The following is a 24,944-nucleotide window of genomic DNA, read 5'->3' on the forward strand; positions in this document are numbered from 1 at the left end:
ATGTGGATCACGCGTCGGGTAATGGCGATCTTGGCCGTGATCGCCATGTTCGCCCTGGTGGGGCCCGCACCGGCCCGGGCCGACGGCTGCGAGGGCTTCTGCCGGGTCAGCCTCGAGGGCCGGGTCGTCCAGCTGGTCGCCGACGGGGAGAGCACCTGCGCGCTCACCGAGGACGGCGACGTCTACTGCTGGGGCGCGGGCTATCCGGACCCGTACGCGCCGGGCCGCAACCCCCTGCTGCTGATCACGATCGGCGCCCTGCTCGTCGCCGGCGGCGCCACCCTGGTGATGCTCACCCGCCCGTCACCGACAAGGCCGCGTCCCGAAACGCCGAAGCCCCCTGCTTGATCCGCTCGGTGTACGACGGCGTGGTCCACCCCGCCCAGGTGACCTGCCCGATCGCCTGATCCCGGCCGGACGCCGTCATCGAGACGCCCACCCCCGGGCTGGTCTGGAAGGTCAGCTTTCCGGACCGGGGCACCCCCACCTCGTGCGACGACGGGTCGGCGAAGCCGATCATCGCCCACGGCACGCTCACGGTGAGCCGGTTCTTGTTCAGTCGCCACAGCACGCCCTCCTGCAGCAGGCCCGCGTTCTGCAGCGCGACCGGCTTCACCCGGTCGACCAGCAGCTCGTACGCCCGCCACCCGCTCGGCGCCGGCCCGCGCTGCGCGTCGGGGACGTCCTGGTCCAGCGGCACCGGGTCGAGCTGCTGCCGCACGTACGCCTGCCCGGTCTTTCCCACCAGGTTCAGCGCGAACACCGCGTCCGGCCGCCGGTCGGCGCTGCCCGACATGGGGGTGCCGGTCAGGCTCGGCAGCACGTCGAATCCCAGCTGCAGCGTGCCCGGCGGCGAATCGCCCAGCCGGACCTCCAGATGCAGGTAGGCCTCGTCGGTGTGCGCCGTGACGCTGCGGGCCGGCCACCCGCCCTCGGCGTCGATCAGGGACTTCGGCTCGGTGGCACCGGCCGGATCGGTCGCGAGCAGGCCGAAGTGCTGCTCGTTGGTGAGCGGGTCGTGCCAGAGCTGACGGCGGCTCGCGTCCTGGTGGGTGATCGTGTTCCAGGCGAGCCGGTACCACTCGTCGGCCCACTCGAAGAGGAACCCGCCGGCCAGCCCCTGCTCCTTGATCACCCGCAGCAGGTCGGCGTCGATCCGCATCGCCTCGGTCTCGCTGTGCCCGCCCTGGTCGCGGCCGATCGGACCGGCGTGCGCCGAGCCGACCGACGAGGGCACGCCGAACTCGGTGATCATTGTGGGCATCGTGGCGTGGTGCTTGTGCAGGGCGGCGAGATACGACGCGTACGGATCGCCGGTCTTCTGCAGTCCCGGCTCCCGCCGCAGGAAGTCGGGGTAGTAGGGGAAGGCGTGATAGCTGGCGAACGTGCCGGCCGGCCAGTTCGCGGTCGGCATCACATGGTTCGCGTCGAGCTGGTACATGTCCTCCTGCGCGAGCGGCTCCTGCGGGTGCCGCAGCGGGTCGGTGGTCGGCCAGTTCACGAACGCGATCGGCTCGCTCAGCCCCTTCTGCGCCTGATAGCCGGCGAGCTCGTTCATCCGCGCCGCCAGCCATTTCTCCGTCGGCGTGGCCCCCTCGACGCTGCGAAAGAACTTGCCGGACACCGGCTTGGCGTCTTTGTTGCGCAGGTCGGAGGCTTTTGACGCGTACGGGTCGAGCTCGGCGCCGATGATCCACCCGGCGAGCCAGGGCGTGACGTCGGCGTCCCAGTTCCCGTCGGTGGTGGTGAGCTTGCCCGAGACCGCGTTCGCCGCGTCCCGCAGCTCGTCGGTGAAGGCGCCGGTCACCTGCTTGTCGTACAGGTTCCGCCGGGTGATGTAGGCGTCGGTCGGCAACGCGACGCCCTGCACCAGATAGAGCGGCCGATCCGGGTTCTCCCCGTTGTACTGAGCCAGCTGCTGATAGAACGCCGGCCGGTGGACCGTGTACGTCCGCACCACCCGGATGCCGAGCATGCTCATCGCCGCGAACCAGGCCCGGTACTGCGCCGCCGAGATCGACGAGCCGCCCGGCACGTGCCCCGGCGTGGTGTCGCCGAGATCGACTCCCGGCAGGAAGGTCTGGTCGCCGGCCGCGGTGTGCAGCACGAACCGCTGTCCGTCGGCGCCGGCCACCATCTTCAGGCCGTTCGCGTCGATCGGCGCCGGCGTCCACGGTTGGCCCGAGGGCGCGGACGGGATGTCCTTCATCCCCGCGATCAGGAAGGCCGGCGAGCGCGTCGCCGGCAGCGTGCTGCCGCCCGCCATCATCAGGCACAGCACGAGGGTGAACGCCCCGATCGCGCCGGCACGGGCTCGCCCGAATCGTGGACGGGCCGGAACGGACACCAGATGACTCGGAAAGTCCCCCACGCAGGCATTCTCCGTCGCGGAAGTTGCCGTATGCGGTGATTTGTCGGGAAGCTTGGATCATCGGAACACTCGCCGTTGGCCCGTTGTTGTGCCAGCGTTGTGTCGAGGCTTGTTCGCGACCAACGGTGAGTTGCAATCTGCGCAAGTTGCGGCAGTGGATCTCCACCGTCGCGAACAAGCCTCGCCGTCGGCGGCGCTGAACGTGGGGAGCGTGTTCGTGGATCTTCTCGAGGAGTACCGCAGGGCCACCTTCTTCTTCGAGTCCGGCGACCCGCTCGGCGCGGCCCGTCTGCTCGAGCCGATCGTCGAGGCCGAGCCGCACAACGCCGCCGTCCGTCAGTTGCTGGCCCGCGCGTACTTCAACTCGGCCCAGTTAGCGGGCGCCGAGGCGCAGCTCAGAGCGCTGATCGAGCATGATCCGTCGGATCACTACGCGCACCACGTGCTCGGCCGGACCCTCGAACGGGCCGGCCGCTTTCGTGAGGCGCTGCCGCACCTGCGGCTCGCCGCCGCGATGAAGCAGCACGCCGACTACACCGAAGCCGTCCACCGCGTCGAGGAATGGCTCGGCAAATCCGAGGGACATCTCACGTGAAACTCAAGCTCGACCTGCACGACATCTTCAACAAGGGCCACGAGATCGACCGGGCCCTGCGCGGGATCATCGACGAGGCCATCGAGAAGAAGGCCGCCATGGTCGAGATCATCCCGGGCAAGGGCAGCGGCGCCCTGAAGAAGAAGGTGCTGCGCTTCCTCGACCAGCGCGAGATCAAGCAGCTGTACCACCGCGTCGAGAAAGACGGCGACAACTGGGGCCGCCTCTTCGTGCACTTCCGCCACGACGCCCCCACCGGCCGCCGAGGCCGAGGGCGGAGCTAGCTGGCGATTGCGGACCGTCCACGACTACGGAGTGACCCGAAATACCGCACTACCTGAGGCGCTTGCCCAGCAGGTCGGCGTCGTCGAAGACCTGATGGGCCAGCAGCAGCCAGCCCTTGCGGCGGTAGAGGCGGCGGGCCGGGTCGTTCTCGTCAAGAGTGGCGGTCAGCAGCGCCACGCGGTGGGGCAGGCCGTCGAGCAGCTCGTCGTGCAGGGCGGCGCCGAGGCCGCGGCCGCCGTGCGAGGGCAGGACCGCCAGCTCGACGAGCTCGAAGTGGCCGCCCACCCACTCGGCGCTGATCGCGGGCGGGACACGAGCGGCGATCTGGTCGGTCCACCACTGGCCGGGCTCGCCCGTGTAGCCGTACCCGAAAGCCACCAGACGATCGGCGTCGCTCGCCCCGACCAGCCGGAACCCCTCGCGGGCCGCGTGTTTCGGCAGGGTGTCGACGCGCCAGGCGGCGGCTTCGGACGCTGAGCCGAACGCGGCGGCGTAGATCGTCTCCAGCTCGCCGGCGCTCTCCAGGCCGATCCTCATGGGCGGATCACGCGGTACCAGATGCCGGTGGCCAGCGGGGACTCCGACTGGCTCAGCCTTTCCAGCTTGACCGTGGAGCCGCCGGGCCAGGCGAACAGGCGGGTGCCGTCGCCGAGCAGCACCGGGGCGACGAAGACCAGGATCTCGTCGACCAGGCCCTCGTCCAGGGCCTGGCGGGCCACGTCGGCGCCGAGGATGTTCACGTACTTCTCGCCGGCCGCCGCGCTCGCCGCCGCGATGCCGCTCGCCACGTCGGTGACGAAGGCCGTGCCCGGGGGCGGCGGCACGGTCGGGTGGTGGGTGACCACGAACTGCGGGCCCTGCCACGCGCCCTCGAGCGCGCCCTCCTTGTCGGTGCCCCGGTTGGGGTCGTCACCCTCGAAGGTGCGCCGCCCCACCAGCAGCGCGCCGATCTGGTCGACCAGGCGCTCGGCCGTCTCGTTCGGCCCCAGGTAGTCGGCCAGCCAGGACATGTCGCCGCTCGGGCCGGCGATGAAGCCGTCGAGCGACATGGTCGCGGAGTACAGCACCTTTGCCATGGCTTACAGCGTGTAGGTCTTGGCGACCGCCAGCAACTCGCTGGTGTGCGAGCCGACGATGCCGACGCCGGACGGGCGGCCCTGGAAGCCGGGCAGCGCGGTCAGGCCATCGCTGCCGTCCATGGCACGGAACTTCACCGGGCCGCTCGCCTGCACGGTCAGCGTGATCTCGACGCCCTCGGCCGGGGGCCCGTGGAAGACGATCCCGAAACCCCACGGGCCGTCCTTCTCCTTCACCTCCAGCTTGTCGGCGGGCAGCTCGCGCCCGCCGACGGTGGCCGCGGTGACCGTGGCGCCGGACTCGACGTGCAGCGTGGTGAGCCGGACCTGCCGCTGCGGTTGCAGCCGCAGCTTCAGCACCCGGCTGTCACCCGACCGGATGTCCGACTCCAGAGTGAGTTTCGGCGCCGGGAGCGAGGCGGCCTGAGCCTGGCCGCTGCGCATCTTCTCCGGGCCGAAGGCGGGCAGCGTCGCGTCGACCGTGTGCGGGTCGCCCGAGACGTACTGCGAGGTCCAGCTCTGCACGCGCGGCTCGTCGCTGAGCCACTGGGCGGTGTTGTTGTCGGTGTCGAGCGCGTACATCAGCTGGGTGAGCGCCGGGTGGCCGGCGTCGAAGCGGTCGACGGAGAGGCCCACCACCGTGCAGAGGACCGTCGCGAACAGCGCCGCCAGCGTGGGCGCGGCCCCCCGGCGGCGGGCGCGCAGCGCGTCGAGCCCACGCTGGCCCCCGGCCACCGGATGGATCATCTCGATCACCGGGAGCAGGGCGAGCCCGAGCAGCACGGCCAGGAACGCGCCGACGCCCGCCATCGGCATGCCGAGCGCCGGGAACAGCATGATCACCGTGGGCAGCAGGATGATCACCGCGACCGCCCCGCCGGCCGCGATCGCGAGCGCCGACCACCAGCCCCGCACGAGCAGCGCCACGATGCCGGCGACCGCGCCGGCCAGGGCGGGCAGGGCGCCCAGGTAGGAGCCGCCGGGCATGGTGGCCGCCAGGGCCAGGCCGAGCACGGCCAGCCAGCCCAGCCCGGCGATGGCGAGCGCGGCCGGGCCGGCCCGGCGCCAGCGGTGGAACCAGGAGTACCAGGCGAACAGCACGGTGGCGGTCAGCGCGAGGACGGCGAGGCGGTACCAACCCGGGTGGTACGGGTCGATGGGGAGCTCGGCGTACTCCGGGCGGATCACCTTGAGCAAGGCCCAGAGCAACTGGGCCAGCACCGGCGCCACGATGATCGGCAGCAGCGTGACGATCGACGCGCCGACGAGCTTGCGCCCGGTGGTGATGCCCTGCCGCCGCGCCAGCCAGCCGAAGACGATCACCGCGACCAGCGCGAGCCCGGCCAGCGGCCAGACCAGCCCGCCCGGGTAGCGCACCAGCAGGCCGGGCGCGGGGAAGTAGGTGGCGTCGTCGGAGGAGCGCAGCGCGGACAGGTCACGGCCGCCGAGGTCGCGGGTCACGGCCAGCGCGTTGTCGCCGTGGTGCTGGAGGCTGTCGAGATTCATCGCCGAGGGCAGGTCGGTGGGGGCGTGGTAGATCGCCGCGCCGTCGATGTACGCCGTGTTGAGCCCCGTGAAGCCGGCCTCGCGGAACGCGGTGAAGTCGGTGTCGTTGGGGAGCAGGCGGTAGATCTCGACCGCGAACGAGGTGCCGACCGGCTTGGGGGCGTGCGCGTACACGTCGACGAGCGCGCGGTTGCCGGCCGCGGTCTCGAACATGATCGCCGGGCCGCTGCTGCCGCGGGCTTCGAGGTTGAGCGCGATGCCGCCGTCCTTGGCCAGCGGGTGCTGGTCGACGAACGCCTTGGCGCCGCAGAGGCAGGCCTCCTCGCCGTCGGTGAGCACCAGCACCACGTCGTTGCGCAGGCGGGAGCCGCCGGTCAGCGCGCGGGCGATCTCGAGGATGGCCGCGGTGCCGGCCGCGTCGTCGTTGCCGCCCGGGCCGACCTGCACCGAGTCGGTGTGCGCCACCAGGAAGATCCGGCCGGTGGAGGCGCTGCCGGGGATGAGCGTCACCACATTGCGTACGTGTGCCAGCCCGGCCCCGCCCGCGCTCGACGACAGCTCGCCGCCCTCGATCGACACCGTGTCCTGGATCTCGGGCGACAGCCCGAGGCCGCGCAGCTCGCTCACCAGGTGCTCGCGCACCCGGTCCTGCGCCGCGCTGCCCACCGGATGCGGCTCGGTGGCGATCGCCTCGACCTGCTCGAACGCGCGCTGCGCGCTGAAGCCGGAAGCCCCCGCGTCGCGCGCGGCCGGCGGGCGCACCGACCAGATCGCCGCGAACCCGACCAGGGCCAGGACGATCACGATGGCCACGGCCGCGACCACCCTGTTCGTCCCGCGCACGAGAGCTGCATCACTCATGGATGACATCTAAGCGGAGGGGTATGACGCCGGGTAGGCCAAAGATCGTTTTCGGCGTGGCATAGCGTTGTCGCCGTGAGCACGCCGTTCGATCCCGCCGCCGTGATCGCGAAGTTCATCGACAACGTTGCCCCTTTTGACCCGAATCCCGAGGCCGACCCGGTCGCCATGGTCGGCGTGCGCACCGCCCTGGGCGAGGGCGTCTTCGCGGTCAGCGACCACGTGATCCGCGCGCTGTGCCGGGCGCTGGAGCAGTACCACGATCCGGAAGACCGCGGCACCTGCGCGGAGTGCGGCAGCCGCCGCCTCGACGAGAACCTGCACTGTCCCGACTGCGGGCGCCTGCACGGCATCCTCGGCCAGGTCATCGCCGAGCACGCCCGCCGCGTAGCTGCTGAGGATTCTGAGCTGGCTGAGGATCACAGGTGATGTTCGCGGAGTTGTGCGCCGGACGGGAGTGGTACACGATCGTTCCGTCCGGTCGGGTGAAGGCGAGTGGGGTCAGGCATGACTGAGCGGTCGGTCGCGCCCCGCGCCCGCACGACTTCCGCGGTTGCCCAGGAGCGGCTGCGCGTCCTGCTCGTCGAGGACGACGAGGGCGACGCCTTCCTCGTCCGCGAGCTGCTGACCGAGGCCGAGGCGCCGTTCGACCTCGCGGTGGCGACCACGCTGCGCGAGGCCAAGACCAAGATGCGCGGCGTCCAGTGCATCCTGCTCGACCTGGGCCTGCCCGACGCCGAGGGCATCGACGGGCTGCGCAAGCTGCTCGCGGTGGCCGGCAGCGCCGCGGTCTGCGTGCTCACCGGCCGCTCCGACGAGCACCTGGGCGTCGCCGCGGTCGCCGAGGGCGCCCAGGACTACCTGGTCAAGGGTCAGGTCGACGGGGTGCTGCTGACCCGCTCGCTGCGGTACGCGGTCGAGCGCAAGCGCGCCGACGAGAACGCGCAGCGGCTGCGCGAGGTCGAGCTGCGCCAGGCCGAGTCGGCCCGCCTCGAGCGCGGCCTGCTGCCCCAGCCGCTGATGTCGACCGAGGCCGTGCAGGTGCACACGTTCTACCGCTCGGGCCGGGCGATGGGCCTGCTCGGCGGCGACTTCTTCGACGTCGTCCAGATCGGCGACGACCGGCTGCACGTGATCGTCGGCGACGTCTGCGGCCACGGCGTCGACGAGGCGGCTCTCGGCGTCGAGCTCCGAGTCGCCTGGCGGGCGCTGGTGCTGGCCGGCGTGCCGGAAGATCAGGTGCTCGGCTCGCTCGAGCAGGTGCTGATGAGCGAGCGCCGGGCCCGTGAGGTCTTCGCCACCGTTGCCTCGGTCGTGCTCGACATCCCCGGCAACCGCGCGACCGTGCGCCTGGCCGGCCACCCGCCGCCGGTGCTGCTCTCCGGCGGCCGTGTCCAGCCGGTCGACGCGCGGCCCGGCATCGTGCTGGGCGTGCGGCCCAAGCCGGCGCCGCCGACCGAGCTGGAGCTGGCCGGCGACGACTGGTCCCTGCTGATGTACACCGACGGGCTGATCGAGGGGCACACCGGCGTGGGCGCCGAGCGCCTCGACGTCAACGGGCTGTGTTCGCTGCTCGACGGGCCGGTCGCCCGGGGCGTGCCGCTGCCGGCGCTGCCGGCCTGGCTGGTCGGGCAGGCCGAGCAGGCCAACGGCGGCCCGCTCGCCGACGACGTGGCCATGTTGTTGATCTCGCGCGGAGGAGGACGATGAGTCTGCGCGGCTGGACCCTTCGCAACCGGATCATCGCGCTCTGCATCATCACCGGCGTGATCCTGAGCGGGCTGGCGGTCTTCGCGGCGCTCACCGCGGCGCGCAACAACCGGCATCTCGACGACGTGCTCAACCGGGCCAGCCCGATGCGGGCCGCCGGCGAGTCGTTGAACACGGCGTACGTCGACCAGGAGACCGGCATCCGGGGCTACGCGATCACCGGCCAACAGGGTTCGCTCGGCCCGTACAACCAGGGGCTCGCCGACGAGCAGGCGATGGTCACCCGGATCAACGCGCTGCTGCACCCCGGCGACACCGACATCCGGGCGTCGCTCCAGCAGGTCCAGGAGCGCGCGCGGGTCTGGCAGGACAAGGTGGCCCAACCGGTGATCGAAGCGGTGGACACGAAGGGCACCGCGGCCGCCCAGCAGCTGATCATCGCGGGCTCGACCACCGAGTTCGACGCGCTGCGCCAGGCCATCGCCACCATGCAGGACGACATCCAGGTGCTGCGCACCCGGTCGGCGACCGCGGCGCGCGACTCGAGCCAGACCATGGTGGCGATCCAGATCGCCGCCGCCGCGATCATCATCCTGGCCGGGGCCGGCCTGCTCCTGCTGCTGGACCGGCTGGTCAGCCGCCCGGTGGTCGAGCTGGCCGAACAGGTGCGCGAGGTCGCCGACGGCGACTACGACAAGCACATCGAGAGCACCGGCTCGCCCGAGCTGACAAGCCTCGCGGCCGACGTCGACGGCATGCGGCGGAAGATCGCGTCCGAGCTGTCCGAGGTGCGCGAGGCCCGCGGCCAGATCGAGTGGGTGAACGAGCAGCTCAAGGCCCAGGCCGAGGAGCTCACCCGATCCAACCGCGACCTCGAGCAGTTCGCCTACGTCGCCTCGCACGACCTGCAGGAGCCGCTGCGCAAGGTGGCCAGCTTCTGCCAGCTGCTGCAGCGGCGCTACGCCGGCCAGCTCGACGAGCGCGCCGACCAGTACATCGCCTTCGCGGTCGACGGCGCCCAGCGCATGCAGCGGCTGATCAACGACCTGCTCGCGTTCTCCCGGATCGGGCGGATCACCGCCGGCTTCACCGAGGTCGACCTCGGCCGGGTCCTCACCGACGTCAGTTCCCAGCTCGAGGCCCGGGCCGGGGAGGACGCCGAGATCAGCTGGGCCGACCTGCCCCTGGTCGAGGGCGAGGAGCCGCTGCTCACCACCCTGTTCGTCAACCTGATCGGCAACTCGCTCAAGTTCCGCCGGCCCGATGTGCCGGCGGTGGTCCGGGTGAGCGCCCACCGCGACGACGACGAGTGGGTGATCAACGTGCGGGACAACGGCATCGGCATCGAGGCCGAGTTCGCCGACAAGGTCTTCGTGATCTTCCAGCGGCTGCACGCCCGCGACGCCTACGAGGGCACCGGCATCGGACTCGCTATCGTGAAAAAGATCGTCGAATACCATGGCGGTCGGATCTGGCTGGACCTCGACGTCGAGGAAGGCACTTCGATCAACTTCACCCTTCCGGTGCTGCCGGGCGCTTCCGAGCCCGCCGCCACCGAGCCGGAGAAGGCCGAGAAGACGGAGGTCAACGCGTGACCGACCCGATACGTGCCGACGGCACGCCGATCGAGGTCCTGCTGGTCGAGGACGATCCCGGCGATGTGCTGATGACGCAGGAAGCCTTCGAGGAGCACAAGGTCCGCAACCGGCTCAACGTCGTTTCGGACGGGGCCGAGGCGCTGGCCTACCTGCGTCGCGAGGGTCAGTATGCGGACGCCGTACGCCCGGATCTGATCTTGTTGGACCTGAATCTCCCGAAGCGGGACGGCCGCGAGGTGCTCGAGGAGGTCAAGAAGGACCCCGACCTGGGCCGCATCCCGGTCGTCGTGCTCACCACCTCGGCCGCCGACGAGGACATCCTGCGCAGCTACCAGCTGCACGCGAACGCGTACGTGACCAAGCCGGTCGACTTCGAGCGGTTCATCGCGGTGATCCGGCAGATCGACGAGTTCTTCGTCAGCGTCGTGAAGTTGCCGCCGCGTGCTTGATCAGGTCGCGGATCTCATCCGGGAGGTCGCGGCGACCATCGTAATGCCGCGCTTCCGCCACCTCTCCTCCGGCGACATCCACCAGAAGTCGCCGGGCGACGTCGTCACGATCGCCGACCAGGAGTCCGAGCGGGCGCTGACCCGCGGGCTGACCGCGCTGCTGCCCGGCTCGGCCGTGGTGGGCGAGGAGGCGGTCGCCGCCGATCCCCGCGTGCTCGACCGGGTCGGCGACGACGGCGCGGTGTGGATCGTCGACCCGGTCGACGGCACCAACAACTTCGCCGCCGGCAAGACGCCGTTCGCCGTGATGGTGGCGCTGGTGCAGAGCGGCGAGCCGGCGGCGTCGTGGATCCTCGACGTCCCCGGGGACCACCTGACGGTGGCGGAGGCGGGCGCGGGCGCTTATCGCGACGGCGTACGCGTCAAGACCCGCACCGATGATCCCGGCGCGACCCAGCTGCGCGGCGTTGTCGCGCGGAATTACCTGCCGCAGCACCTGCGGGAGGTCGCCAACGCGAACGCCGGCAAGCTCGGCGAGGTCACCAACGGGCATCACTGCGCCGGGTACGAATACCCCGCCGTCGCCACCGACGAGCAGCAGTTCGCGCTGTTCTGGCGGATCCTGCCGTGGGACCACGCACCCGGCGCGCTGATCATCCGCGAGGCGGGCGGCACCGTGCTGCATCTCGACGGAACGCCCTACCGTCCCACCGACAGCGAGCGCGGCCTGCTCGTGGCGCCCAACGACGAGGTGTGGCGCACCGTCCGCGACACGCTGTTCCCCGATCCGTCGATTCTCTAGGGGCGCAGTGTCGTCGTACCTCAATGACATCTTCGGTCTTGACGGCCGCACCGCGTTGGTGACCGGGGGAAGCTCGGGCATCGGCCGCGCCATGGCGATCGCTCTCGGCCGCGCGGGCGCGCGGGTCCTGCTGGTGGCCCGGCGCGAGGCGCCGATGGCCGAGGTGGTCGCGGAGCTGGAGAAACACGGCGTCGAGGGGCACGCGATCGCCGCGGATCTCGCTGATCGCGCGGCCGTCGCGCAGGTCATCGATCACATTCTTGACGCGTACGGCGAACCCGACGTGCTCGTGAACTCGGCCGGGATCAACCGCCGGCCGCCGATGGACGAGCTCACCGAGGACGACTGGAACGCGACGCTCGCGGCCAACCTCACCGCGCCCTTCCTGCTCGGGCAGGCGTTCGGCCCGCGGATGGCCGCCCGCGGCTGGGGCCGGATCATCAATGTGGTCTCCCAGCAGGCCTTCCGGGCATATGGGAACAGTGGGGCATACGGCGCAGCGAAGGCGGGACTGGTCGGGCTCACCCGATCGCAGGCCGAGGCGTGGTCGCGGCACGGCGTCTGCTGCAATGCCATCGCGCCCGGCGTCGTGCACACCCCGCTGACCGAGGCGGTGTTCGCCGACCAGGCCAAGGTGGCCGCGCACGCCGCGCGCACGATGATCGGCAGAAACGGCGTACCGGATGATTTTGGTGCTTGTGCGGTCTTTCTGGCCAGCGACGCTGCCGTCGCGGTGACGGGCCAGACACTCTTCGTCGACGGCGGATACTCGGCAACTTGATCGATCTGCCAACCTCCGGGGCGGCGCGGTAAAGTCTCCCGCGCTGACTCTTGGGAGGTATCCGTGGCGGCGGTTTTCCTGCGGCGGCTCAGCGCTGTCTTGGCGCTGCTCATCGCCGTGTCCGTGCTCTGGGCGACACCGGCGATGGCCGACCCCGACGAGGGTGGCAGCAAGACGCTGCGCGACGCGCTCGAGTCCTCGGCCAAGGGCCAGGCCGACGCGATCCAGAAGCTCAACGCGTCCAAGAAGCGCCAGGCGCAGTTGCAGATCACCGTCAAGCAGTCCGAGGCCGAGGCCAAGGTCCTCGCCGGTTCGGTCGGCGAGATCGCCAACCGCTCCTACCGGCTCGGCCGCACCAGCACGATGTCGCTGCTGCTCAACTCGACCTCGCCCGACACGTTCCTCGAGCGCATCCAGCAGATCGACATGCTGGCCCAGCTCGACGGCCAGATCCTGGCGCAGTACCAGGCCGACCTGGCCAAGGCCAAGGCCGCCAAGGTCGCCGTGGACAAGGAGATCGTCGAGCAGCAGAAGCAGGTCACCGCGCTCACCAAGAAGAAGAAGGAAGCCGAGCTCGCCCTCGGCAGCGTCGGCGGCGGAGGCGCGGCCGGCGGCTTCGTCAGCGTGAACTCGCCGCTCGCCAAGCCCGCGCCGCGCAACTCGGACGGCTCGTGGCCCAAGGAGTCGTGCACGGTCGACGACCCGACCACGGGCGGGTGCATCACGCCGCGCCTCCTGCACGCCTATCAAGAGGCGCGGGCGGCCGGCTTCACCCACTACACGTCCTGCTTCAGCGAGCGCTCCTCCGGCGAGCACCCCAAGGGCCGCGCCTGCGACTTCTCGGCCAACAAATCCGGCTTCCAGAACGTCGCGGCCAGCGGCTCCGACAAGACGTACGGCAACAACCTGGCGGCGTTCCTGGTCAAGAACGCGGATCGGCTCGGCGTGATGTACGTAATCTGGTATCGCCAGATCTGGATGCCGGGCGATGGGTGGAAGGCGTACAGCGCCAGTGGAGGACCGTCGGTAGTGCACACGAACCACGTACATCTCTCGATGCTGTGACCCCACGCGCTCTGCCGTCGGGCCTCGCCACCGCGCTGGTCTTCTCCGCCAGCGGCGCCGTCCTGGTTCTGGAGATCGTGGCGCTGCGCCTGGTCGGGCCGTACGTCGGCGTGACCCTCCAGGTGAGCAGCTCGGTCATCGGGATCTCGCTGGCGGCCATCGCGTACGGGGCGTGGCTGGGCGGCCGCCTTGCGGACAAATTCAACCCGCGCCTGCTGCTCGCGCCGGCGCTGCTGCTCGGGGCGGTCGGCACGGCCGTGACCCTGCCGCTGGTCCGCTACGGCGGTTCGCTGCTGCGCGGTGGCGCCGCACCGGCCGTGCTGCTGCTGGCCGCCATGGCCGTCTTCCTGCCGGCGTTCCTGCTCTCCACGATCACCCCGATGGTGGTGAAGCTCCAGCTCAGCGACCTGGAGCGCACCGGCTCGGTGGTGGGGCGCCTGTCCAGCATCGGCACGCTCGGCGCGATCACGGCGACGCTCGCGACCGGCTTCGTCTTCGTGGCGGCCGTGCCGACCAGCTGGATCGTGATCACGCTGGCCGGGCTGCTGGCAGCGGGCGGGATAGCGCTGCACCTCTGGCTGCGGCGGCCCGCCCTGCCGGGGCAACCCAAAACCCGGGCGGCGTTGGCGGCGCTGGGGATGGTCGGCGCCGGGCTGGGCGCGGTCGGGCCGAACCCGTGCGACGTCGAGACCGCCTATCACTGCGCGCGGGTGGATTCTTCTTCGGGCGGCGGGCGCACACTCATCCTGAACTCGGCCCGGCACTCGTATGTCGACCTTGACGATCCGCGGCACCTCGAGTTCGCCTACGTGCAATGGATCGGCGCGGTGGCCGACTCGCTCCCGGTCGGCGCGATCGACGCGCTGCACCTGGGCGGGGGAGGCTTCACCCTGCCGGGCTATCTGCGATCCACCCGGCCCGGGAGCCGGCAGCAGGTCGTCGAGCTCGACGGCGGTCTGGTCGAGCTCGACAAGCGCCGGCTGGGGCTGGTGACCGGGCCCGACCTGCGGGTGCGGGTGGGCGACGCGCGGGTGGGGCTGGCGGCGCAGCCGACCGCCGCGTATGACCTGGTCGTGGGGGACGCCTTCGGGTATCTCGTGGTGCCCTGGCACCTGGCCACGAAGGAGATGGCCGCGGACATCTCGCGGGTACTGCGTCCGGGCGGCATCTACGCCCAGAACGTGATCGACTATCCGCCGGACCGCTTCATCCGGGCCGAGCTGGCCACGGTCGCGTCGGTTTTCCCGTACGTGGCGCTGATCGCCCCGCCCGACGCCCTGTCGGGCGAGGTGGGCTCGAACTTCGTGATCGTCGCCTCGCACGCGCCGCTGCCGCTGGACGCGATCCGCTCGCGCCTGGCCGCCCTGCCCGAGCCGGTGACGCTGCAACCCGACGCGTCCTTCGGCGCGGGCGCCCGTGTCCTTACCGACGACTTTGCCCCGGTGGATCAGCTTTTGTCCCGTTGATTCTCCCGGGTTTCCCCGTGCGCCGTCGGGCGGGCCGCACCTCGGGTCACAATCGGCACATGGGGCGGACGGAGCAAACCGGTCAGCATGCGTCGCCTCGGATCGCGGGACGGTATCGCCTCGTCGAGAAGCTCGGCACCGGCGGCATGTCGGTCGTCTGGCGCGGTTATGACGAGACTCTGGGCCGCTCGGTGGCCGTCAAGGTGCTGTCGCCCCGGCTGGCCGACGACCAGAGCTTCCGGGACCGGCTGAGGCAGGAGGCGCTGGCCGCGGCCCGGTTGAGTCATCCGCACATCACCGGCATCTTCGACTTCGGCGAGTCCCCGCTCAACGAGCACCTGACCGTCCCGTACGTGGTGATGGAACTCAACGACGGCGAGTCGGTGGCGGCCCGCCTGACCCGCCGCGGCCCGCTCGCGTGGCGCGAGGCGGTGACGGCCGCGACGGAGGTGGCGTCGGCCCTGGCCACCGCCCACGCGAGGGGCGTCGTGCACCGCGACGTCACCCCCGCCAACGTGATGCTGACCGCCGCCGGCGCGAAGGTGGTCGACTTCGGCATCTCGGCGATCATCGGCGAGCGCGACGCCGCCCCCGACGGAAGCCTGCTCGGGACGCCGGCCTACCTGGCCCCCGAACGCCTGGCGGGCGCCCAGGTCTCGGCCGCCACTGACGTATACGCGCTGGGCCTGCTCCTCTTTCGCCTGCTGACCGGTCGTCTGCCCTGGCCGGCTGAGACCACCGCCGAGGCGTTGCGGGCCCACCTGTACGCGGACCCCGACCCGCTCCCGCCCCAGCCGTCGATGCCGTCCGAGGTGGCCGACCTGTGCCGGCGCTGCCTGGCCAAGGCTCCGGAGGATCGTCCCGACGCCGCTTCGGTGGCCCGGTCCTTGGCCGAGGCGGTAGGAATCCAGCCGATCCTGCCACCCCTGCGGGAGCTGCCGGACGACGCGCCGCCACCGGTGCGTGCGACGGTGCCCCCTCCCGGCCGTCGGTGCCTGATCACCCCGGTAGCTCCCGCCCCACCTTCCGCTGCGTCTCCCGCCGCACCTTCCGCTGCGGCTTCTGCTGCGCCCTCGACGCATGGTGGCGGCCCCTCGTCGGCTTTCGACGCCGAGGCCGTGTCGGCTTCGGCTTCTCTCGGCGATGCCTCTTCAGGGCCGCACCGCGCAGCCGTGCCGATCTCAGCCGGCTTGCGCCCGCCCGGCCTGGATCCTGCCGGGCCGCGCCTTTCTCGCGGCGGGCCTGCTTTGGCCGCGCTCCGGTTGCGGGCGGGCTTGAAGCTGGCCGGCTGGCTGCGGCTGGGCAGCGTGCGCCCGCTGGGCGGCGGCCTTTTCACCAGCGGCGGCCTGATCCGAGGCGCCCTGATCGGCCGGCACCGTCTGCAGGCCGCCCTGGTCACCGCGGCCCTGTTGGCCGTGGCCGGCGTCGGCTGGGCCACGACCCGCGAGTCCCCGGATGTCGAGCAGGCCCAGGCCGCGGGCACCGGCCCCGGCGCCGTAGGCCCGGCAAGCACCGTCTGCGCCGTCCGCTACCAGCTGCGACGCGACTCCGGCCGCGAATACGAGGCCCTGCTGACCGTGGCGACCACCGGCGAGGTCGGCCGCTCCGCTTGGCGGGTGATGTTCGCCTACCCCGGTTCCCAACGCCTGACTGGCGCCCCCAAGGCGGTCTCCCAGAGTGGCCGGAAGGTCGTCGCCAAGGGCCACGGCACCCGAAAGACCTTCACCCTGCACGGCGCCTACCGCGGCTACAACCCGTTACCCCTCTCCTTCACCCTCGACGGCCGCAAATGCCGAGCCGAGGTCCTGGGCAGCACGGTCACCGAGTCGGGCAGCGAGCCCATCAGCGACGCCGCCCCCACGGATCCTCCCGCCCGAAGCGTCAGCGGCCAGGACGCAAAGCAAGACCGCCCGCCCCGCAAGAGCAGCTCCCCTCAGAAGCGCCTCCACCGCGCCAAGCCCACCAGCACCGCGCCCGTCGAGCCCTCGCTACCGCCCCCGCCCAAGTCCCGCAGGGCTCCCGGCTTCTCACTCTGACGCCCCGTCGCGGGAGCTCCGGCGGGCGGCCCTTCGACGGCGAAGTGGGCTGCGAGCCTCCGCCCTCGTCGTTATGGTCGGGGCATGTCGAGGCTTGCTGTAGTCAGTGGTGGCGGAACCGGCATCGGCCGGTCGACAGCGGGCATGCTCGCCGGCGAGGGATACGACGTCGTCATCGTGGGCCGGCGGGCCGACGTTCTCGAGGATGCCGTGAAATGGATCGGCCCCCAGGCCTCGGCAGTCACCGCGGACGTCTCCGACCCCGCGCAGATCCCCGCCGTGGTCGAGGCGGTGGGCCCCCGCCCCGTGGACGTCCTGGTCAACAACGCCGGCGCCTACGTACCCGGCGCTGACTCCACACTCGACCGCGTGGCCGACCACTGGCGCGCCAACTTCGACTCCAACGTGCTGACCGCCGTGCTCCTGACGACGGCCCTGCTCCCGACCATGCGCCGCCCCGGCGGCCGGATCATCTTGACCAGCTCGATAGCGGCCCAGAAGGGTGGCGGCGGCCCCTATTCCGCAGCCAAGGCGGCCCTGCATGGCTACGCCTTGGATCTGGCCGTTGACCTGGGCGAGCAGGGCATCACGGTCAACGTCATCTCGCCCGGCTACGTGACCGACAGCGAATTCTTCGCCGATCGCATGACCCCCGAGGGCCACCAGACCCGCGTGGACGCCACGCTGCTCAAACGCCCCGGCGAGCCCCAGGACATAGCCGAGGCGGTCCGCTGGCTGGCCGGCCCCGGCGGCGTCTACGTAACCGCCCAGATAATCAACGTCAACGGCGGCTCAGTCCTCGGCCGCTGACCCCTGTCCCGGCGTGTGAGCATGGGCTACTTCGTGCCGCCCGTGAAGCGGCCCTCGCCCTCGCGGTTGGCGCGGAACCGCAGCCCTGACCACCGGTCGTCGATCGCGACCTGACCGCACGGGCGCATGTCGAAGTCGGCGACGATCGGCCACAGGGTGTCCCGGTTGATGTCGGCCTTGTTGCCCTTCGGATATGCCACCCAGAACACCCCGGGCTTGGCCAGGTCATCGCTGTGCTCCTCGAGCAGCTTGCGGGCGCTTGCGCCGTCCTCCGCGAAGATCACGGCGGTGCTCGCGGTGGCAAGCGTCTCCACCTCGCGCACCCCCTCGGGCATGGGGGTCAACAGCGGCAGCCGAGCCGGGTCGGACAGCCACACGGTGGAGTTGGGCTTGATCAGGAGCTTCTCGGCAATCGTCTTCGACATGACTCGAGCCTGTCACCGACAAATAAAGTTGTCAAGGAACTTGCCGACACCGCAGAGGGTCGGGAAAGCGCGCCGGCCTGGTCTCAACGGCGACGTTTTCGCATCTCGCCGGCGGCAAAGCCCCGCGTGGCGGCGAGGCCGGCCCGGAACACCGTCTCGGCGGCGCAGGCCCCTGCCGGCGGATCCCCGTCGTCGGGGTGGTGGCAGAGCCGCAGGCGGCGCGGCGGCCCGGCCGGCCGCGCGCGGGTGCTCTGATCGTGCGACTGCCGAGGCGTTGACCTGGGCTGAAGCGACATCACCGGCTCCTTCCGCCGTCGAGAGACCCCGATTCTGGACCCGGGCGCCCGGGCCGTGCGCAACTTTTTTGGCCGCCTGTGGATAACCGTCGCCCTGTGGATAACTCCGGGTTTTGTCGGTGCGGGCTGATAGACATGCCGGGTGACCGAGACGACGCGGATGAGGGCCGACGAGGCCGAGCGGGCGACTGTGCGCGAGCACGCCGAGGGGGTGCTGCGCCGGCTCGCCGGCGACCACGCGACCCTGCGCGACGACCAGTGGCGAGCGATCGAGGCGCTCACCGTCGACCGGCGGCGGGTGCTCTGCGTGCAACGCACCGGGTGGGGAAAGTCGGCGGTCTACTTTGTCGCCACCGCTCTGTTGCGGGGCGGTGTCACCGCCGGTCCGAGCGACCCGCCGGCCGGTCCGACCGTCATCGTGTCGCCGCTGCTCGCGCTCATGCGTAACCAGGTGGAGGCGGCCGCCCGAGCCGGCATCTCCGCGCGCACGATCAATTCGGCCAACCTCGACGAGTGGTCCGAGATCGAGGCCGAGATCCGAGCCGGCGCGGTCGACGTGCTGCTGATCAGCCCCGAGCGGCTCAACAACCCCGACTTCCGTGACAACGTGCTGCCCGGCCTCGCCGCGAGCACCGGGCTGCTCGTGGTCGACGAGGCGCACTGCGTCTCCGACTGGGGCCACGACTTCCGCCCCGACTACCGCCGGCTCCGCACTTTCCTGGCCGGCCTCCCGGGGCGTACTCCGGTGTTGGCCACCACCGCAACCGCCAATGCCAGGGTAACCGCCGATGTCGCCGAGCAGCTCGGCGACGCGCTGGTCCTGCGCGGCCCGCTCGACCGTGACTCGCTGCGCCTGGCCGTGCTCGACCTGCCCAATCCCGCGCATCGCCTGGCATGGCTCGCCGACCATCTCGACCGGCTCCCAGGCTCGGGGATCATCTATACGCTCACCGTCGCCGGGGCCACCGAGACCGCCGATTTCCTGAGGTCCCGGGGCTATCCGGTCGCGTCCTACACCGGCCAGGTCGAGGATGCCGACCGTCGCGCCGCCGAGCAGGCCCTGCAGGACAACAAGATCAAGGCGCTGGTCGCCACATCGGCGCTCGGCATGGGCTTCGACAAGCCCGACCTCGGTTTCGTCGTCCACCTGGGCGCCCCGCCCTCGCCGATCGCGTATTACCAGCAGGTCGGCCGGGCCGGTCGCGCGGTCGAGCACGCCGAGGTGGTCCTGCTGCCCGGCCGTGAGGACGCGGCAATCTGGCGATATTTCGCCTCCCTGGCCTTCCCGCCCGAGGACCAGGTGCGCTCGGTGCTGGCCAACCTCTCGCCCGACCGTCCGATGTCGACACAGGCGCTCGAGCCGCTCGTCGACCTGCGCCGCACCCGGCTCGAGATGATGCTCAAGGTCCTCGACGTCGACGGCGCGGTCCGGCGCGCCCGCGGCGGCTGGCTGGCCACCGGCGAGCCGTGGACATATGACACCGCCCGCCTCCGTCGAGTCGCCGAGGCACGTTCGACCGAGCAAAAGACCATGATTGAGTACGCGGAAAGCAGCTCCTGCCGCATGGAGTTCCTTCGCCGCTGCCTGGACGACCCCGAGGCGACCCGGTGTGGGCGCTGCGACAACTGCGCCGAGCCACTGTTTGACGCCGAGGTGTCGCCCGCCGCCCTGGCCGCCGCCGATGCGTTCCTCGGCCGGCCCGGTGTCGAGATCGCCCCGAAGAAGATGTGGCCCACCGGCATGGCAGCCGTCGGCATCTCCCTGAAGGGCAAAATCGGCCCCTCCGAGCAGATCGCCGCCGGCCGCGCGGTCGGCCGCCTCTCCGACCTCGGCTGGGGCGGGCGCCTGCGAGCCGTGGTCTCCCCGGAGTCACCCGACGGCCCGATCTCCGACGACTTGGCCGGCGCCGTGGTCGAGATCCTCAAGGCTTGGGCACACGGCGACGACGCCTGGCCGCAGCGCCCGTCCGCCGTGGTCGAGGTCGGCTCCCGCCGCCATCCACAGCTCATCCACTCCCTCGCCGAGCACATCGCCCGAGTCGGCCGACTGCCCTTGCTGGGCACTGTGACCTCGTCCGGTTCGACGGAAGCCACGTCGCGCGGCAACAGCGCCCAGCGCGTGCGCGCGCTGCACGACACGTTCCAGGTGCCGCCCGAGCTGGCCGAGGCGCTGTCCACCCTGAACGGTCCGGTCCTGCTGGTCGACGACCTGGTCGACTCCGGCTGGACGATGTCGCTGGCCGGCCGAGCCCTCCGCCAGGCCGGCGCCGAGGGGGTGTTGCCGCTGGCCTTGGCAGTCTCCGCGTAAACGCCGCGCTTCGCCGCGCCACGCCGCGAGCCCGAGCCCGCGCCACGCCGCGAGCCCGCGCCACGCCGCGAGCCCGCGCCACGCCGCGAGCCCGCGCCACGCCGCGAGCCCGCGCCACGCCGCGAGCCCGCGCGTTCGCGGGCACCCGCGCTCAAGAGCTGCGTCCCGTGCGCTCCGCTCCGCATTGGCGAGGTCGGGTGGCTGCGGGACGCGGGCGTGGGGTGGGTGGGTCGCGCTGGCGGGTACATGGTGGTGACAAAAGTGCAGGTAACGGACAGGATGGGTGCGGGGACCTTGGTCACCCGGCCGGAGAGTTCGATACGGGGAGGGGGTATGCTGGCGTCATGTCCGAAGAGTCGACGCCGCAGCATGGTCCGCATGGGTATTCCGGTGACAAGGCTGCCCTGCTTGGGCGACTGCGTCGTATTGAGGGGCAGATCCGTGGGCTTCAGCGGATGGTCGACGAGGACACCTACTGCATTGACGTTCTGACGCAGATCTCTGCGGCCAAGAGCGCGTTGCAGGCGGTAGCCGTCGGTCTTCTCGAGGACCATCTGGCCCACTGTGTCGTTGACGCGGCGCGTGCGGGGGATCCGACTGCCAAGGTCAAAGAGGCCTCCGACGCGATTGCCCGGCTCGTCAAGTCCTGACTGACGGTTCTGAAAGGCTATTCATGGCTGTGACCAGCACCTACACCGTGACCGGGATGACCTGCTCGCACTGCGTCCAGGCCGTGACGGGAGAGCTCACCGCGCTGCCGGGTGTGGCGGACGTGGCGGTGGACCTCGCGTCCGGCGCGGTGACGGTGACCAGCGAGGCGCCGCTCGCCGACGACGATGTGCGTGCGGCGGTCGACGAGGCCGGCTACGAGCTCGCGAATGCCTGACGGCTCCCCGCCCGACGGCTCGGCGTCCGCTCCGGACCAGCCGACCACCGAGCTCAACCGCCTGTGGAACCGGCCGGCGGCGGCATCAGCCAGCCGGGCCGGCGGAGGCTGGACCCTCCGGGACCGGCACGACCCGGGCGGCGGCGAGCAACGGCCAGGGCCGACCTTTGGCGGAAGCGCTGGCGCCGGGAAGAGCGGGCCGAGCGCCGGTGCCGGGAAGAGCGGGCCGAGCGCCGGTTCCGGGAAGAGCGGGCCGAGCGCCGGTTCCGGGAAGAGCGGGCCGAGCGCCGGCGAGGGAAAGAGCGAGCCGACCCCAGGCACCGAGAAGAGCGCCGGGACAAGCGAGCCGACTGCCGGCGCAGGGGTGGGCAAGCCGGCAGCTGGGACGGGGACACGCGAGCCAACGGCCGGGGCGAACGAGGACGACGTCACCGCAGGGCGGGAGCAGGACGGCGCGAGCGAGACCATCACGGCGGGGGACCGGGCGGGGTTCCGGCTGGCTGCCTTCGGGGCGTTGCTTGTTGTGGTGCTCTTTGCGGGGTATGGGATCGGGCGTCTCAACAACGCGACCACCTCGGCCTCGGCGCCACCGGCCGGCGCGGCCACGGGAACGACGAACAGCGGAACTGCGAACGGCGGAACTGCGGACGGCGGCGGGGCCATGCCGGGCATGGTCATGGATGAGAATCAGCCGCACACGCACAACAACGACGGGACGGTTGCGCAGGGCGGAGGGGCTACGACCTCGGTGGGGGCGTCCGTCGGTGGGCTCTCGCTGAGCTCGGGCGGGCTCACGCTGGTGCCTACGCAGACGAACTTCGTGGCCGGGCGGCGGCAGCGGCTCTCGTTCCGGATCACGGGGGCGGGCGGGGCGCCGATCACGACCTACGCGGTGGTGCACGACAAGCTTCTGCACCTCATCGTCATCCGGCGGGACCTGAGCGGGTTCCAGCACCTGCACCCGTCGATGGGCGCGGACGGTAGCTGGGGGATCGACCTCATGCTCGCGCAGCCGGGGATCTACCGGATGATCGCGGACTTCACGGCGCTCGTCGGCGGCAAACCTGTGGCGACCACGTTGGGCAGTGACCTCACGGTGGCGGGCGATTACGCGCCTACGGCTCTGCCGGCGCCGGCCCATGCGGTGGCGGCGGACGGGTTCGCGGTGGGGTATGAGGGCACACCTGACGTCCAGTCCACCCAGCCGATCCTGGTCAGCGTGGCGGGGCCCGACCGGCGGCCGGCCATGCTCGAGCCCTACCTCGGCGCCTACGGTCACCTGGTCGTGCTCCGCGACGGTGACCTTGCCTACGTGCACGTCCATCCCGAGACCACGCTGGCCGACGGCAAGGTGAAGTTCTGGCTTTCCGTTCCCAGTAGCGGCACCTACCGCATGTTCTTCGACTTCCAGGTCGCCGGTCAGGTGCACACCGCCGCCTGGACAGTTGAAGTGCGCTAGAGAAGCTTCTCCAACGCGGGAGTGACCGACCACTGGGTCGTCAGGGTTTCGTACTCCTCGCGCTGGGCGGGGGTGGGCGCGGCGTGCGTGCGGCGGGCGCGAAGCAGCAGGTTGCGCGGGGTGTGTGCCGAGTCGATGAACTCGACCACGTCCACTTTGTAGCCGTTCAGGCGCAGCAGCGACGCCCGCAAGGTGTCGGTCAGGACGTCCGCGAAGCGCTCGCGCATGATGGCGTGGCGGGTCAGCTCGGCGAACGGCGCCGGCGCCGCGGTGCCCTTGAGCTGGGCGGCGATGTCGTGGTGGCAGCACGGCGCGGCCAGCACCCAGCGGGCCGACCACTGCACGGCCCGCGCCAGGGCCTCGTCGGTGGCCGTGTCGCAGGCGTGCAGGGCCAGCACCAGATCCGGGTCGAAGGGCAGCTCGGCCGACGAGATCGTGCCGGCCACGAAGGTCACGTCGCCGGCGCAGCCCAGCGATGCGGCGACCGCGGTGTTGCGTACGCGTTGATCCTCTCGGACGTCGACGCCCACGACCTGGACCTGGACGCCTCGCGCGGACAGATACCGGTACGCGGCGAAGGTCAGATAGGCGTTGCCGCAGCCCAGATCGACCACGCGCATCGGCGACGGCAACGAGGACGGCAACGTCGCGGCCAGCGCGCGCAGGAAAGCATCCACCTGCCGCCGCTTGGCCGCCGTGCCCCCGACGACCTGGAACAGGGGATCGCCCGGATCGAGCAGCCACTGCTTCTCCCGATCATGAGCGGCGGCGTCAGGGGCGGCGGCGTCAGGGGCGGCGGACCGCGGGGCGCCGCGGTGCACCTGGGCGTCACCCTTCTTGGTGATTCGCACCTGCACCGTCGCCGTGGCGGTCTCGACATGCCAGTTGCCGAACGGCTCGGCGAGCAGCGCGTCGACCGCCGCCTCCGCCTGCGCGCCGGGTGCGACATTCCGGGTGAAAGGGCGGGCGCCGTCGTCGGTCACGATCTGTAGGTGCGTGCCGCCCTTCAGCGCCACCGGCCGTAACTCCGCCCTGGTCACCGTGGGTGTCTGACCCCGGCGGCGGCCGGCGGCGACGGCCCGGGTCAGGCCGGGATCGAGCAGAAGGGTGCGGACCTCGGCGAGGACGTCGGCGAGCGGCTGTGGCATCCCTCAATTGTGCCGCGCGCCGCTCGACCGACCGGCGCACGGATTCGACCGGTGGCCCAACACACTCCACGCAAACTCTGGGCCGAGAAGTGGATCTATAGTTACGCTGTCGGCGCGAGAAGCGAGGTGCGCCACCGATGTCGTTGATGGCCGACCCACCAGGGGCCGACCGGCTCTCCGCCCGGCTGCGGCGGGACGCCCGCGCTGCGCACGATGCCGGCCGGACAAGCGCATTCCTGAATGCTCTCGCCGCCGGTCGCCTTTCCTGGGTCGCCTACGCCGAGCTGGCCGCCCAGCATTGGTTTCTCTATGAGGCCCTGGAACTGGCGGGGCACACCATGGCCGACGATCCGGTCGCGCGCGCGTTCGTCTTTCCCGAACTGGTGCGGCTGCCCTCGATCGAGGCCGATCTGCGATTCCTGCACGGCCCGCGGTGGGCGGAGCGCATTGCCGCGCTCCCGGCCACGACCACGTACTGCACCCGGGTCCGCTACGCCGCGAACTCGCATCCGGTCGGCTTCATCGCCCACCATTACGCGCGTTATCTGGGCGACCTCTCGGGCGGCCAATACCTGGGTGAGGCGGTGGCTCGCGTCTATGGCCTGAACGGCGACGGCAATCGCTTCTACATCTTCCCGGGCATCGACATCGAAGCCTTCAAAGGCTATTACGGCCGCCTCCTCGACACACTCCCGTGGTCGGCGGAGGAACAGGACGAATTCGTGGCCGAGGTGATCGAGGCGAATCGGTTGAGCGCCGCGGTACTGGACGATCTCGCCCGACGCTGGGTTTGATCACGCTGCGTGATTGAGTCACGCACATTTTCGAGTACGAGGAACGAACAGTAACCGCCGCGGCGCCACGGCCGGGTGCATGACGAGGCCGTCGGCGGCCGCCGGGCCATCGCGCCCGGCCTGGCCGGCCGGGCGCTGCGAAAGACCGGGCGCTGTGAAAGACCGGGCGCTGTGAAAGACCGGGCGCTGTGAAAGACCGGGCGCTGTGAAAGACCGG

24 protein-coding genes are annotated in these 24,944 nt (G+C 71.2%); 18 read left to right on the forward strand and 6 right to left on the reverse strand.

Annotated elements, in window-relative coordinates:
- Positions 1-348, forward strand: coding sequence for a hypothetical protein (locus ACQPZX_RS03275; protein ID WP_433374122.1), 348 nt, complete (start codon positions 1-3; stop codon positions 346-348).
- Here ACQPZX_RS03275 and ACQPZX_RS03280 read toward each other — a convergent pair.
- Entirely contained in the window at positions 293-2,371 is a 2,079-nt protein-coding gene (locus tag ACQPZX_RS03280) for a hypothetical protein (protein WP_433374124.1), read from the reverse strand. The genes ACQPZX_RS03275 and ACQPZX_RS03280 overlap by 56 nt on opposite strands.
- A 217-nt stretch (positions 2,372-2,588) precedes the next feature.
- Between ACQPZX_RS03280 and ACQPZX_RS03285 the strand changes: the two genes are divergently transcribed.
- Entirely contained in the window at positions 2,589-2,966 is a 378-nt protein-coding gene (locus tag ACQPZX_RS03285; protein ID WP_433385002.1) for a tetratricopeptide repeat protein, read from the forward strand.
- Positions 2,963-3,250 carry a Smr/MutS family protein gene (locus ACQPZX_RS03290; RefSeq protein ID WP_030436430.1) on the forward strand — a complete coding sequence of 96 codons (288 nt, stop codon included), beginning with the start codon at positions 2,963-2,965 and terminating at the stop codon, positions 3,248-3,250. Before ACQPZX_RS03285 ends, ACQPZX_RS03290 begins: the two co-directional genes overlap by 4 nt.
- A gap of 49 nt (positions 3,251-3,299) precedes the next feature.
- On the opposite strand, the gene ACQPZX_RS03295 is transcribed toward ACQPZX_RS03290, so the two are convergent.
- Genes ACQPZX_RS03295 through ACQPZX_RS03305 form a run of 3 tightly spaced genes read right to left on the reverse strand, consistent with a single transcriptional unit; the run spans position 3,300 to position 6,694 of the window.
- Complete coding sequence (locus ACQPZX_RS03295) at positions 3,300-3,788, reverse strand: GNAT family N-acetyltransferase (RefSeq protein WP_433374128.1); 489 nt, start codon at positions 3,786-3,788, stop codon at positions 3,300-3,302.
- Entirely contained in the window at positions 3,785-4,327 is a 543-nt protein-coding gene (locus ACQPZX_RS03300) for a dihydrofolate reductase family protein (RefSeq protein ID WP_433374131.1), read from the reverse strand. Before ACQPZX_RS03300 ends, ACQPZX_RS03295 begins: the two co-directional genes overlap by 4 nt.
- Before the next feature lie 3 nt (positions 4,328-4,330).
- The gene (locus ACQPZX_RS03305; RefSeq protein WP_433374134.1) at positions 4,331-6,694 is read right to left on the reverse strand and encodes a M28 family peptidase; all 2,364 of its coding nucleotides are present in this window, start codon (positions 6,692-6,694) and stop codon (positions 4,331-4,333) included.
- 75 nt (positions 6,695-6,769) lie between these two features.
- Here ACQPZX_RS03305 and ACQPZX_RS03310 point away from each other — a divergent pair, with 75 nt between their 5' ends.
- The 10 genes from ACQPZX_RS03310 to ACQPZX_RS03355 all read left to right on the forward strand — a co-directional run bounded on the left by ACQPZX_RS03310 (position 6,770) and on the right by ACQPZX_RS03355 (position 17,411).
- The gene (locus tag ACQPZX_RS03310) at positions 6,770-7,123 is read left to right on the forward strand and encodes a hypothetical protein (protein ID WP_433374137.1); all 354 of its coding nucleotides are present in this window, start codon (positions 6,770-6,772) and stop codon (positions 7,121-7,123) included.
- A gap of 78 nt (positions 7,124-7,201) precedes the next feature.
- Positions 7,202-8,404, forward strand: a complete 1,203-nt coding sequence (locus ACQPZX_RS03315; RefSeq protein WP_433374140.1) for a PP2C family protein-serine/threonine phosphatase — start codon at positions 7,202-7,204, stop codon at positions 8,402-8,404.
- Entirely contained in the window at positions 8,401-9,999 is a 1,599-nt protein-coding gene (locus ACQPZX_RS03320) for a sensor histidine kinase (RefSeq protein WP_433374143.1), read from the forward strand. The genes ACQPZX_RS03315 and ACQPZX_RS03320 overlap by 4 nt, the downstream gene beginning before the upstream one ends.
- Entirely contained in the window at positions 9,996-10,451 is a 456-nt protein-coding gene (locus ACQPZX_RS03325) for a response regulator (RefSeq protein ID WP_433374144.1), read from the forward strand. The genes ACQPZX_RS03320 and ACQPZX_RS03325 overlap by 4 nt, the downstream gene beginning before the upstream one ends.
- Positions 10,444-11,253, forward strand: coding sequence for an inositol monophosphatase family protein (locus tag ACQPZX_RS03330; RefSeq protein WP_433374146.1), 810 nt, complete (start codon positions 10,444-10,446; stop codon positions 11,251-11,253). Before ACQPZX_RS03325 ends, ACQPZX_RS03330 begins: the two co-directional genes overlap by 8 nt.
- A 7-nt stretch (positions 11,254-11,260) precedes the next feature.
- Positions 11,261-12,034, forward strand: coding sequence for an SDR family NAD(P)-dependent oxidoreductase (locus ACQPZX_RS03335; RefSeq protein WP_433374147.1), 774 nt, complete (start codon positions 11,261-11,263; stop codon positions 12,032-12,034).
- A 63-nt stretch (positions 12,035-12,097) separates the two neighbouring features.
- Positions 12,098-13,099, forward strand: a complete 1,002-nt coding sequence (locus ACQPZX_RS03340) for a coiled-coil domain-containing protein (protein WP_433374149.1) — start codon at positions 12,098-12,100, stop codon at positions 13,097-13,099.
- A complete protein-coding gene (locus ACQPZX_RS03345) occupies positions 13,096-14,565 on the forward strand; it encodes a fused MFS/spermidine synthase (RefSeq protein WP_433374151.1) in 1,470 nt (489 codons plus the stop codon). Before ACQPZX_RS03340 ends, ACQPZX_RS03345 begins: the two co-directional genes overlap by 4 nt.
- Positions 14,566-14,624: 59 nt before the next feature.
- On the forward strand, positions 14,625-16,601 hold the full coding sequence (locus ACQPZX_RS03350; RefSeq protein ID WP_433374153.1) for a protein kinase domain-containing protein: 1,977 nt from the start codon (positions 14,625-14,627) through the stop codon (positions 16,599-16,601).
- Between the two features lie 84 nt (positions 16,602-16,685).
- The gene (locus ACQPZX_RS03355; RefSeq protein ID WP_433374156.1) at positions 16,686-17,411 is read left to right on the forward strand and encodes an SDR family NAD(P)-dependent oxidoreductase; all 726 of its coding nucleotides are present in this window, start codon (positions 16,686-16,688) and stop codon (positions 17,409-17,411) included.
- Between the two features lie 26 nt (positions 17,412-17,437).
- On the opposite strand, the gene ACQPZX_RS03360 is transcribed toward ACQPZX_RS03355, so the two are convergent.
- A complete protein-coding gene (locus ACQPZX_RS03360; protein ID WP_433374158.1) occupies positions 17,438-17,836 on the reverse strand; it encodes a hypothetical protein in 399 nt (132 codons plus the stop codon).
- Between the two features lie 456 nt (positions 17,837-18,292).
- Between ACQPZX_RS03360 and ACQPZX_RS03365 the strand changes: the two genes are divergently transcribed.
- The 4 genes from ACQPZX_RS03365 to ACQPZX_RS03380 all read left to right on the forward strand — a co-directional run bounded on the left by ACQPZX_RS03365 (position 18,293) and on the right by ACQPZX_RS03380 (position 22,785).
- Positions 18,293-20,440 (forward strand): DEAD/DEAH box helicase, encoded by a 2,148-nt coding sequence (locus ACQPZX_RS03365; protein ID WP_433385005.1) that lies wholly within the window; start codon positions 18,293-18,295, stop codon positions 20,438-20,440.
- Between the two features lie 344 nt (positions 20,441-20,784).
- On the forward strand, positions 20,785-21,090 hold the full coding sequence (locus ACQPZX_RS03370; RefSeq protein ID WP_396029568.1) for a metal-sensitive transcriptional regulator: 306 nt from the start codon (positions 20,785-20,787) through the stop codon (positions 21,088-21,090).
- 23 nt (positions 21,091-21,113) lie between these two features.
- The gene (locus tag ACQPZX_RS03375; RefSeq protein WP_433374162.1) at positions 21,114-21,326 is read left to right on the forward strand and encodes a heavy-metal-associated domain-containing protein; all 213 of its coding nucleotides are present in this window, start codon (positions 21,114-21,116) and stop codon (positions 21,324-21,326) included.
- The gene (locus tag ACQPZX_RS03380) at positions 21,319-22,785 is read left to right on the forward strand and encodes a hypothetical protein (protein WP_433374164.1); all 1,467 of its coding nucleotides are present in this window, start codon (positions 21,319-21,321) and stop codon (positions 22,783-22,785) included. Before ACQPZX_RS03375 ends, ACQPZX_RS03380 begins: the two co-directional genes overlap by 8 nt.
- Here the strand turns inward: ACQPZX_RS03380 and ACQPZX_RS03385 are convergent.
- Positions 22,782-23,933 carry a class I SAM-dependent methyltransferase gene (locus ACQPZX_RS03385; RefSeq protein WP_433374167.1) on the reverse strand — a complete coding sequence of 384 codons (1,152 nt, stop codon included), beginning with the start codon at positions 23,931-23,933 and terminating at the stop codon, positions 22,782-22,784. The genes ACQPZX_RS03380 and ACQPZX_RS03385 overlap by 4 nt on opposite strands.
- Before the next feature lie 137 nt (positions 23,934-24,070).
- Between ACQPZX_RS03385 and ACQPZX_RS03390 the strand changes: the two genes are divergently transcribed.
- Positions 24,071-24,727 carry a heme oxygenase (biliverdin-producing) gene (locus tag ACQPZX_RS03390; protein WP_433374170.1) on the forward strand — a complete coding sequence of 219 codons (657 nt, stop codon included), beginning with the start codon at positions 24,071-24,073 and terminating at the stop codon, positions 24,725-24,727.
- Positions 24,728-24,944: the final 217 nt, after the last annotated feature.

This window comes from Actinoplanes sp. CA-142083, assembly GCF_050942195.1.
Lineage (GTDB): Bacteria > Actinomycetota > Actinomycetes > Mycobacteriales > Micromonosporaceae > Actinoplanes.

Excerpts from the sequence above, each read along its gene's own strand:
- ACQPZX_RS03360 (WP_433374158.1), bottom strand. The coding sequence starts at position 17,836 with ATGTCGAAGACGATTGCCGAGAAGCTCCTGATCAAGCCCAACTCCACC.
- ACQPZX_RS03295 (WP_433374128.1), bottom strand. The coding sequence starts at position 3,788 with ATGAGGATCGGCCTGGAGAGCGCCGGCGAGCTGGAGACGATCTACGCC.
- ACQPZX_RS03320 (WP_433374143.1), top strand. The coding sequence starts at position 8,401 with ATGAGTCTGCGCGGCTGGACCCTTCGCAACCGGATCATCGCGCTCTGC.
- ACQPZX_RS03375 (WP_433374162.1), top strand. The coding sequence starts at position 21,114 with ATGGCTGTGACCAGCACCTACACCGTGACCGGGATGACCTGCTCGCAC.
- ACQPZX_RS03315 (WP_433374140.1), top strand. The coding sequence starts at position 7,202 with ATGACTGAGCGGTCGGTCGCGCCCCGCGCCCGCACGACTTCCGCGGTT.
- ACQPZX_RS03380 (WP_433374164.1), top strand. The coding sequence starts at position 21,319 with ATGCCTGACGGCTCCCCGCCCGACGGCTCGGCGTCCGCTCCGGACCAG.
- ACQPZX_RS03390 (WP_433374170.1), top strand. The coding sequence starts at position 24,071 with ATGTCGTTGATGGCCGACCCACCAGGGGCCGACCGGCTCTCCGCCCGG.
- ACQPZX_RS03385 (WP_433374167.1), bottom strand. The coding sequence starts at position 23,933 with ATGCCACAGCCGCTCGCCGACGTCCTCGCCGAGGTCCGCACCCTTCTG.
- ACQPZX_RS03300 (WP_433374131.1), bottom strand. The coding sequence starts at position 4,327 with ATGGCAAAGGTGCTGTACTCCGCGACCATGTCGCTCGACGGCTTCATC.
- ACQPZX_RS03275 (WP_433374122.1), top strand. The coding sequence starts at position 1 with ATGTGGATCACGCGTCGGGTAATGGCGATCTTGGCCGTGATCGCCATG.
- ACQPZX_RS03370 (WP_396029568.1), top strand. The coding sequence starts at position 20,785 with ATGTCCGAAGAGTCGACGCCGCAGCATGGTCCGCATGGGTATTCCGGT.
- ACQPZX_RS03355 (WP_433374156.1), top strand. The coding sequence starts at position 16,686 with ATGTCGAGGCTTGCTGTAGTCAGTGGTGGCGGAACCGGCATCGGCCGG.
- ACQPZX_RS03350 (WP_433374153.1), top strand. The coding sequence starts at position 14,625 with ATGGGGCGGACGGAGCAAACCGGTCAGCATGCGTCGCCTCGGATCGCG.
- ACQPZX_RS03305 (WP_433374134.1), bottom strand. The coding sequence starts at position 6,694 with ATGAGTGATGCAGCTCTCGTGCGCGGGACGAACAGGGTGGTCGCGGCC.
- ACQPZX_RS03365 (WP_433385005.1), top strand. The coding sequence starts at position 18,293 with ATGAGGGCCGACGAGGCCGAGCGGGCGACTGTGCGCGAGCACGCCGAG.